Origin of the sequence: Bartonella sp. CL434QHHD (assembly GCF_042195145.1) — a bacterium.
In the GTDB taxonomy this organism is placed as follows: Bacteria; Pseudomonadota; Alphaproteobacteria; order Rhizobiales; family Rhizobiaceae; genus Bartonella.
This window is the reverse complement of record NZ_JBHINT010000058.1, coordinates 1-7974: the sequence shown is the minus strand read 5'-3', so window position 1 is coordinate 7974 and position 7974 is coordinate 1. Positions and strand designations below refer to the sequence as shown.

Annotated in this window: 5 protein-coding genes and 1 pseudogene; 5 read left to right on the top strand and 1 reads right to left on the bottom strand. The window is 39.2% G+C overall.

Translation table 11 applies throughout. From position 1 onward, the window contains the following. Positions 1 to 3402 (bottom strand): beta strand repeat-containing protein (locus ACFILN_RS08940; RefSeq protein WP_375671349.1); only part of this gene is annotated, 3402 nt, incomplete at its 3' end. Positions 3403 to 4193: 791 nt separating this feature from the next. Between ACFILN_RS08940 and ACFILN_RS08935 the strand changes: the two genes are divergently transcribed. The 5 genes and pseudogenes from ACFILN_RS08935 to ACFILN_RS08915 all read left to right on the top strand — a co-directional run. Continuing rightward, on the top strand, positions 4194 to 5324 hold the full coding sequence (locus tag ACFILN_RS08935; protein WP_375671347.1) for a metallophosphoesterase: 1131 nt from the start codon (positions 4194 to 4196) through the stop codon (positions 5322 to 5324). A gap of 866 nt (positions 5325 to 6190) precedes the next feature. Continuing rightward, on the top strand, positions 6191 to 6430 hold the full coding sequence (locus ACFILN_RS08930; protein WP_375663138.1) for a hypothetical protein: 240 nt from the start codon (positions 6191 to 6193) through the stop codon (positions 6428 to 6430). Positions 6431 to 6611: 181 nt separating this feature from the next. Beyond that, positions 6612 to 7073, top strand: coding sequence for a phage tail protein (locus ACFILN_RS08925; protein WP_375671345.1), 462 nt, complete (start codon positions 6612 to 6614; stop codon positions 7071 to 7073). Next, positions 7070 to 7324 (top strand): tail protein X, encoded by a 255-nt coding sequence (locus tag ACFILN_RS08920; protein ID WP_375671344.1) that lies wholly within the window; start codon positions 7070 to 7072, stop codon positions 7322 to 7324. Before ACFILN_RS08925 ends, ACFILN_RS08920 begins: the two co-directional genes overlap by 4 nt. Beyond that, positions 7324 to 7974 (top strand): annotated as a pseudogene (locus tag ACFILN_RS08915) (phage late control D family protein); the annotation flags it as partial. The gene ACFILN_RS08920 and the pseudogene ACFILN_RS08915, both read left to right, overlap by 1 nt.

Sequence of the window (7974 nt, the reverse complement as noted above, 5' to 3'; positions counted from 1 at the left end):
TTGAATGGTTGTTTTGCCCATTAACCTAACTTCACTACCAGAGTCCGATGTCCATATACCAGTGCGTTCGTTGTCGGGGCCGTCAAGTGCTTCACCACCGATTATTGTTAAATCTTTGCTGGTGATTTTACCACCGTCAACTGCTCCAAGGCCGCCCAAAGTATTGTTAATTATTGTATCACCATGCAATTGAATTGTGCTGTCATTGCCACTTACAAATGCACCGTTTCCTTTTCCCTCTGTTTTTAGAGCAACATCTGTGGCATCAATATGCCCTCCGTTGATTGCGAATAACGCTGTTTCGTTCGCGGCTACGGATCCTCCCATCATTATGATCTTAGATCCTGAACCGTCTGCAAGGAGTCCTCCGCCATCAGATGATGTAATGTTAGCATTGTTTTTTAAGATAATCGTACTGCTGGCTTCGGCGCTTCCTCCTACATCACGTCCACTAAATGATCCTCCTGAGACCGTTATTGTTGAGTGATCATTTGCAACTATACTGGCGGCTGCCTGAGTCACTTCTACATTATTTAAAACAACGGTACTTTTGTCTGCTTTTATTCCAAAGTTTAGTAGCGCATCGTCTTTACTATTCGATATCTTCACACCTTCTAGTTTGTTTTCACCGCTGTTACTGTTTAAGAAGCCGGCACCAACTAGAGAAGTTTTAATGGTTCCTCCAGTCATGTTTATTGCGCCACCATCGTTTGTTGTAAGTCCAATTTCACTATTACTAATCGTTGTTCCTTCAAGCAATTCAACTACACTGCCTTCGCCATTAGAAAATACACCAGACGATATATCTTCGTCATCTAGAGATACATCTGTAACATTTAGAGACACATTTGTGACCGTAATATGTCCACCATTTTCAGCAACCAATGCATTACCTTTCCCCGTGACGGTTCCTCCCGTCATGCTGATGGTGGAGTTTGAACTATTTGCATAGAGTCCAACGTTATCAGATGATGTAATGTTTGCATTGTTGGTTAAAGTGATGGCGCTGCCGTTTTGAGCAGATATTGTTGTATTTTGTGCATGAAATGATCCTCCCGAGATTGTTATTGTCGAATCATGATCTGCAAATATACCGGCTGCTGCTTGAGTCACTGTTACATCTTTTAAAGTGGCGGTACTTTTATCTGCTTTTATTCCAAAGTTCAGTGGTGCATCGTCTTTACCACTCGATATTGTCACATTTTCTAGTTTGTTTTCACGACTGTTACTGTTTAAGAATCCAGCACCAGCTGCAGAAGCTGTAATGGTTCCCCCAATCATCTTGATTGCGCCATCATTTTGTACTACAAGCCCGATTGCACTATCACTAATTGTTGTCTTTCCAAGCAATTCAATTACACTATTTGCGCCATTAGAAAATACACCAGATGACTTATCGCTATCATTTATTTTTAGGGTAACATCTGTAACAGTAATATGGCCACCATCTTCAGCAGTCAAAGCATTCCCTTTTCCCGTGACGTTTCCTTCTATCATTGTGATGGAGGAGTTTGAACCTTTTGCATAGAATCCAACATCACCAGATGATGTAATTTTTGCACCATTTGTTAAAGTGATAGCGCTGCCGTTTTGAGCAGATATTGTTGCACCTTTTGCATCAAATAATCCTCCCGAGATTGTTATTGTCGAATCATGATCTGCAAGTATACCGGCGGCTGCTTGAATCACTGTTACATCTTTTAAAGTGACGGTACCTTTATCTGCTTTTATTCCAAAGTTCAGTGGCGCATCGTCTTTACCACTCGATATTGTCACATTTTCTAGTTTGTTTTCACGGCTGTTACTGTTTAAGAATCCAGCACCAGCTTTGGAAGCTGTAATGGTTCCCCCAGTCATCTTGATTACACCACCGTTTTGTGCTTGAAGCCCGACTGCACTATCACTAATCGTTGTCTTTCCAAGTAATTCAATCATGCTACCAAAGTCATCAGAAGCTACACCAAATCCATCACCATTTGTTTTTAGGGTGACATCTGTAACAGTAATATGGCCACCGTATGTTGTCGTTACTGCTTCCTCTTTCGCTGTAATGCTCCCTCCTGTCATTTCGATGATGGACTTTGAACTTGCCGCATGGAGTCCAGCATCATTATATGATGTAATTTTTGCACCGCCAGTTAAAGTGATGTTGCCGCCGTTTTGAGCAAATATTGCTGTTTTTTCTGCATCAAATGATCCTCCTAAAACTTTTACTGTGGAATCATATGCATCTATGGCAGTTTGTGCTTGCGTCACTGTTACATTATTTAAAGTGACATTACTGTTAGTTGCCTTGATTCCATTGATTAGTGGCGCATCATCTTTCCCACTTGATGTCACTACATCTTTCAGTTCGTTTTCTTTGCTTTTGCTATCCAAAAAGAATGCACCAACTTTGGACGCTGTAATGCTTCCCCCAGTCATTGCGATTGCGCCACTTTCTTGTGTTTTCAACCCGATTGTAGCATCTTTGATCTTTGTATCAGACAATTCAATCACACTGTTTTCACCTTGAGACAAGGCGCCGAATCCACTCTCAATTTTAGTACCCTTATTAGATGCAGGATTATCCCCTTCTGTAGTAGGTGCACTTGTGGTATCTCCCTTTGCTGTTAGAGTACCACCCGTGACTTTAATATGACCACCGTCGTTTGTATACAATGCTGCGTCTTTTCCAGTTACGCTTCCTCCAGTCATTTTTATGGTGGTATTTTCATCATCGGCATGGAGTCCGTTACCATTAGATGAGGTAATGTTAGTACCGCCATCTACAGTAATGGTGGTGCCGCCCATAGCATATACGCCATCCATTTTACCCTCGAATGATCCTCCGGATACTATAACTTGAGAAACGTCATCCGCAAGTATACCAGTTTCTGCTTGCTTAACTGTTACATTTTCTAAAGTAATTAAACTTTCGTTGTTTATTTCTATTCCAAGGAGTGATGATGCTTCATTTTTATTATCTGATAGCACTACATTTTGCAGTATACTTCTACTATTCTTACTACCATCAATATAAACGCCAGTTTGAGAAGCTGTAATGTTCCCCCCGGTCAGGTTGATGTTAGCGCCGTCTTTTACAGAAATACCGAAACGAACATCAGAATCAGTGCCTTGAATATTTAAGCCATTTAATTCAAGCGCACTGTTAGCACCTTCAACTGTTACAACATATTTATCGCTACCTGTGTCTGTATTTGTGTTTTCATTTCCAGTTACAGTTACAGTACTGCCGGTGATTTTTCCTTTGTCTTTTACATAAATAGTCTCGTACGTTTTTCCGGATATATCTTTTTCTTCGTTGGCAACGCCAAGAGTTTCAGCATGTGCAGTGAACTGGATGTTGAATAGGATGATAGCAGCCGCAGCCGTGCATGATAAAAGGGATGTTTTATACACCAGTATTCTCCTTATGAGAGCCCCCAAATATTCATTTCCCCGCAAACTTCATAAGAAGAAGTGAAAATGGATAGTTGTTATTAATTTCGATAATTTTCTTTATTTGGTAAGACATTTTTGGTTTTTTGTCAAAATTAAAAAATAAATACTATTAAATTTGTATGAATTTATATTTAACACACAATGTGCTTGTAATGATTTATATTATATAATTAAATTTATTGTAAATCTACATTATAGAAATTATAACTATTATTATTATACTTTACATAATTTATATTATTTTTTATAAAGTAATAATAGTATTTTCTGTAGTATTTCTGCATTTTTATAGCTTATCAAAGTGAATGATGACGGTAATACTATAACACTGTTGCTAGCACTTTTGATTATTTATACCTTATTTATCATAATATCATAATATCATAATATCATAATATAATTGATCTTGATATCCAAAGGAGTTGGGCACTCTAGTATAAGAATACATTTTTTCTCCTGTTGGGGATATTTTAATAGTATACGACTAAGTTTTTATAAGCTGTTGATGTATCGATGACATTTGAAAGAGCCAGAGCCCAAGCTTATAAATCTTAATCAATTAAAGTTCTTGAAGTTGAAGGCTTGAAATCAACAGTGCTTTTATATCATCAAAGTGCACCTTCATTGAAGGATCATTGCTTTCGTTATTTCGAATTTTTGACATATTTTTGACAATAAAATCTAAAAAAATTGTCTCTGAGGAATTTTTTAATATAAAAAATATGTAACGTTTTTATGGTGATAGGTTTATGAGATATAAAGTTGAATTGGTAATCACCGTGATTGCTTTTACTCTCTCTGGTTGTTTTAATCTTGATTCTGAAAAAATAAAAAGAGACAAGAGGCTTCATCATGATGCATTCATGGATTGGTCTATGAAAGAAAAGTCTCTTACAAAAAATTATACTGCTATCATTATGGCTGATCCGCAACCGTGGCGTTTAAACTCTGGTGATGCCAATGGAATATCAAACAGAGAGCCATGGTTAAAGATAAATGAGCAGGTTGCTGGTGTGATAAAAGCGCACAAGGCTGCATTCCATATTGTCAATGGTGATCTGACGGAGTTTGGACAACAAAAAAACTATGATGATTATGAAAGTGTTTATAAAACTCTTGGAGCACCTGTCTATGAGGGGCTAGGGAATCACGATTATGCCAATAATGTTGGTAATTGTACAAATCCTCAAGAATTCAGTTTTTACAAAGATGCTTGTGCTATAAGTGCAGTTTCAAGAATGGTATCGGAAATCAAAAAATACCGTAGTCAATTAGCGCATTTCAATGCAGATGTTACTGAAAGTTTGGTTCCCATTTCGGGTGGAAATATTCGCTCGATAAGGGGGAGTTTGAGTTATTCTTGGGATTATGGAGATGTTCACTATGTGCAGCTTCACAATTATCCAAGCTATACGGTTGGTTTGAAGGGGCAGTCTACAGAAGTGCAAATCAATAAATCTTTAGATTGGCTTAGGAACGATTTAGCTGCTGCTGATGCAAGAGGTAAAGTGACAATCATTAATTTTCATGATGCGCGTGCTGCTTCCATTGATGGTGAATCCTTTTTTATTCGTAAAAAGAATGCTAAAGATTTGTCGGTCTTTAAGTCAATTATTACCTCTCATAATGTTAAAGCAATCTTCGTGGGTCACACGCATTATCAGTCTTATTGCCGTGCGAAAAATGATAAGGTTTTTGGAAATATCCCTATATATACAGCTGGTGCGCTTTTTAATGGAGATTATTACCTCTTAGATGTGAAAGGCAAGACCATTCACGTTAAAGCCTATAATGGAGAAATAGGAAAACCGCTTTTAATTAAAGATCTTGGTGTTATAGGGAAAGACACTCAATTTTCGGCAAGTTGCAGTAAGTTATAATAGGATTTGTTTCTTTGTCTTAAAGCATGAGGGAAAAAACGTATTATATGTGCGGACTTGAAGAGCAGTAGGAGTGTCTAAATGTTACTTAGAAATAGAGTGAAAAATCAGACATATTTTTTTCAAAGCTGCTAAGATTTCAGGTTATACGCTATAAGTGCAATGGTTTAATGTGAACTGAGCTTTAATACAAAGCAGAATAATGGTTTGTTATTCTATTTTTTCTTTTTAGGCTTTCATCTTTGAAGAAAGGGGAGTTTGTCAAGGGTGTGTTCATAATTTGCTAGCACTTGTTGTCCAGAATCATCAAGAAGGCTGTTTTTATTAATTTGTTGCGGTATAATTATTAAGTTATGCCCTTTATTAGAGCTTATAATATCTACTCATGGGCAACACTTTTCTTTTTCATAAGAAAAGCTTTTTATTTTGATCAATTTTTTACTTATAATCTTCAAACAATTGATGTTTTGTGATGCTGTATAATTTCTCTTGATTAATCGTATGAACTTTTAGTTGTATTACAATTTTATCTTCTTCTTTTATACGTAAGTAAATCGTTACAATAATATGATACAAATATTGGAGTCTGTTTATAGCTGTTATGGTCTCATGCAATTATCCTTAGATGACTCTCACGTGTCTTGGCAGTTTTATCTTTGCTTTGAGAGAGGTGTAAAAAGGGGATTTTAAGAAGTTTCAGTTTAGAAAGAGTTTTTTTGCCCGCGAAAAGCTCTCTGATGCTGCCAAGGCAAGTATGGAACAAGCCGGCGAAGATCTGGCTAATTCGATTGTCGATGGTTTTATGGGCACCATCTCACAACTGACAGATTTTTGTAAATCTTTGCCCCATCGCATGAAGGGGTGGATTGGGTCGATTGATGTTAAGAGAGTTTTTGCCAAGTTTTTTGGGGGGCAAAACGCCAATCCAGCCCATAGCACAATTTGCGGGGGCGGGGCGTGCAAATTCCCCTTTCACAGAAGCAAAAGGCAAAGAGCGCTCCACCATCACACACAATCAAAATGTCACAGTGCATGTCAATGGCGCCCGTGATCCTGTTGTCACTGGTCGTGCGGTTGGCCCATGCCATTCAACGGGCACGCGCTAATGCCCTGCATGGCGGGACAGAATGATACGGGTTACAGAATAAGGGAAAAGACGGCGTGCTGGAAAGAACACAATGAGGGGAGGGTTGAAGTGCTAGGAGGGCGCAATGGTAGGAGAGATGCAATGATACGTTTCAAAAGAGATGACGTGCTGGAAGGGATACAATCAATGGGAGGGAGCCTATGAGAGATCCTTTGATGATGTTAGGACCGCATCAATTTTATGTGGATTGGCTGAATTTCCAATCTATTGAAGAAGAGTTTTCTGCCTCATGGGTTTGTATGGAGCGTTTTGGCAAGGCACCCAGTTTGCAATTTACCGGCTATGGCAATGATGCAAAAACCATTCATGGGGTTTGGTTTCCAGAAGAATTTGGGGACCGGGTAGCGATAGATGCCATCACTACAACTATCCGAAGAGCAAAGCCGGTCCAGATGCTTCATTGGATCAATGATACGACCTATAGTGTCCTTCTCCATGGACCCGTAGTAATCACCACGATCAATAAAGACCATGACTATATCAGTCGCTCTGGTCAATCCCAGCGCATCCGCTATTCCATTACGCTCTTGCCCTTTTTTAATGGCGGAAAACCACAAGGACAATACCAAGAGGGACAAATCCAAGTGGGACAAATTCCATGAAAATACCAAAAAAGCGTGTTATTGTAGAGTTAGAAGATATGAGCCTCGATCTCCTCTGCTTTCACCATGCTATGGCTGTGTTAGGAGATCGTATCCAAGTTGGGGGACTAAACGGCTATTTAGAAGCCACACTGGAAGCTAATCCAGAGATTGCCAAATATGGTGTGTTTTTACCACGGGGCTTAAAGGTCATTCTGCCTGAATTTGCTAGCCAAGAAAAGAACAGCATGGTGAAGCGGTTATGGGATTAATGCGTACACACCCTTTTATTGTGGTCAAGGTGGGAGACAAACCTGTTCATGAGGTTTTTTACCAGCGTCTTTTAACCGCAACGATTACGGACCATGCCGGGAATGAAGCCGATACATTTGAAGCAGAGTTTGACGATAGTGGCAATGATTTAGAGGTTCCCTCAAGCAATAGTGCGCTACAGGTGATCTTTGGCTATGAGAACAGCATCAGTGCATTTATGGGGTGTTTTGTTGTCGAATCGGTTGTAAGTTGTGGTGGCAGTGATGGAGAGATTTTGCGCCTTTGTGGCAAAAGTGCCTCGATGCGTAAAGAGCTCAAAGAACAGGTGAGTGAACATTTTGACCACAAAACTGTTGGTGAGATTGTTGAGACACTTGCCAAACGCCATGGCTATCAAGCAAAGGTCAGTCCTCAGTTCACCACACAAACTTTGCCTTATGTGATTCGTACAGATCAATCGGCGGTTGATTTTTTAACCCGCCTTGCCGATCGCATGCGGGCACGTTTTTTAATCAAAGACAATAAGTTTTTGTTTTTAAGCGGAGATAATTTACCAGCACTCGACATCCATAAGCACGACTGTTCCAACTGGGAATTTACCCTAGAGCCACGTACGCAATATGGCACCATTGAAGCTTCTTATTTTGAT